We start from the raw sequence: 1,299 nt of genomic DNA, 5'->3' as shown, positions 1-1,299 counted from the left end.
TGTCACAAGAAAACCAAGATGACTATTACCTAGCGCGAATCTCAATTTCTCAAGATGATGTTGCCAAGTACCGTTTGACATCCGGAATGAACGCCGAAGTACTCATTTTGTCTGAGCCTCGAACACCGCTGAGTTATTTGATTAAGCCACTGACAGAAAGCATGAACCGAGCATTTCGAGAAGAATAGGTATTCTGTCTTCGAAGAAGCGTATTCTCGCCAATTACATGCCTCGCTGGATATAGATCTAGCGGGGCATTTTTCTTTTTCAAATAGCGTATTTGAATCGGATATATGTTACTAAGGTTGAACCAATCTACCGATGGTTTTCGAGTGACAGTTTTAATTATCAACACTCTGATGTTTTGATTTTTCAGTTTGTTTTTATTGGTATTTTTGAGGGGATTAACAATCCAAATCGAAAACGAATGATATTTTCTTGGTTATTTGTAGGAATTATCCTGCTTTGTAGGTTTTGTATTACTTAAGATCGGTAATTTTCTTTCCTATATGTCAATTTTTTCGATCGAGAATGGCTAAGTTTCGCTATAAATCATAATGCGTCGAATCATTCCTAATGTTTTTTGAAAATAATGTCTATTAAATGGTGTGGATTACGGCTTTCTTCTTGATTTTTGTTTTATATTGTTGATTTTTAATAGATAATTTCTATTTTGGCTTGGTTTGATAAAATGATGACTTATCTAGTAGTCATCATTGTTTTCATCTACAACGCTGTGTTACTAGTTTGAAGTTGTTGTCAGATAATTCTGATAACAGTCGTTTCATATAAATTTAAATATCATAATCAGTTACCTTTCACCTATCTACTAATTCATGTTTTAAATCTAACGATATAGCCAGATCCTATGGTTTTCGAACGTTATAAATTATTGGATGTGCAATCATAAGATTATATATCTACCTATTTATGGTTATTAAATAAAAAATTGACCATATCGTGACATTTATTGATTAATTGTCGTCAAAAATTCGTCGCCTCAAAATTTTGACGATTTTGTGTTCATTTTACTCTCGGTAATTCATAAGAATTTTATATAAATTGGAAAGTACTGTGTCGATGGTTCAGCGTTGTTTTACCTTACTCTTAGTTGCCTTATTTACCTCTGCAAACGCTCTAGCAGCAGGAGAGGTGGAAATTTCATTTAGTCCTGCTTCTGGGAGTCATTATGAAAATGGTGAAGAAATTTCGTATTCGATTGAGGTAAAAAATACAACGGCGGACACAATTGCAGATGTCTCAGTGATAAACGCGGTTTGGGATGTTATGTTGGGCGAC

General features: G+C 34.0%; 1 protein-coding gene and 1 pseudogene. Both read left to right on the top strand.

Going from position 1 to position 1,299, the window contains the following annotated elements; translation table 11 throughout:
• Positions 1-188: pseudogene (locus R7P35_RS24755) on the top strand (HlyD family type I secretion periplasmic adaptor subunit); the annotation flags it as partial.
• An 892-nt stretch (positions 189-1,080) separates the two neighbouring features.
• Positions 1,081-1,299, top strand: a 219-nt coding sequence (locus R7P35_RS24750) for a hypothetical protein (RefSeq protein ID WP_411978892.1), incomplete at its 3' end; no start/stop codon positions are given.

Source organism: Vibrio sp. Vb0304, assembly GCF_033338995.1.
In the GTDB taxonomy this organism is placed as follows: domain Bacteria; phylum Pseudomonadota; class Gammaproteobacteria; order Enterobacterales; family Vibrionaceae; genus Vibrio; species Vibrio alginolyticus.
Note: the sequence above shows the minus strand (reverse complement) of the source record. Positions and strands in the feature narration are given on the sequence as shown.